Source organism: Rhodococcus sp. B10 (assembly GCF_011770055.1).
Lineage (GTDB): Bacteria > Actinomycetota > Actinomycetes > Mycobacteriales > Mycobacteriaceae > Rhodococcoides > Rhodococcoides kyotonensis_B.
In genome coordinates this window covers 1-446 of record NZ_JAAFYV010000098.1, presented here as the reverse complement: position 1 = coordinate 446, position 446 = coordinate 1, and the positions used below count along the sequence as shown (strand labels likewise).

Annotated in this window: 1 protein-coding gene; it reads right to left on the bottom strand. The window is 63.9% G+C overall.

Annotated features, from left to right (window positions below; translation table 11 throughout):
• Positions 1–185: 185 nt before the first annotated feature.
• Positions 186–446: sialidase family protein (locus RhoFasB10_RS25815; protein WP_167679345.1), on the bottom strand; the 261-nt coding region annotated here is incomplete at its 5' end.

Below are 446 nucleotides of genomic sequence, written 5' to 3'. Positions count from 1 at the left end.
CTCGCGGCAGTAGCTGCAATCCAATGACCAGATTTCGACGATGAGCGGACGCGCATGGGGCGTCTGCAGCAGCGCCGGCACATCGCGGGCATGCAGCGGCCGGAACTGCAGCGCACCCGCGGCCTGCGCCGTCAAAGCGGCGGCGGATAGCGCCGCGGCCATCGCCACCGCTCTCCATCGAATTTTCATTTCGATGCCTCCAATGATGAATTGGACGGAACGACATTGCTGATATCGATCAGGCGGTAACCCTCCGCCTGGGTACGCCAAGACAGGTAGACATGGCCGTCGCGCGCGAGCAATTGCGGGTGATCGCTGCCGCCATTGGTGTTTGCCACGTTGGCCGGCGCCGACCAGTGCGCGCCGCCGTCGATGGATTTGCGCAGCAGGATCTGCATGCGGTCGTCGGCAAACTGTTTCCAGACCAGCCACAGCGCGCCATACGC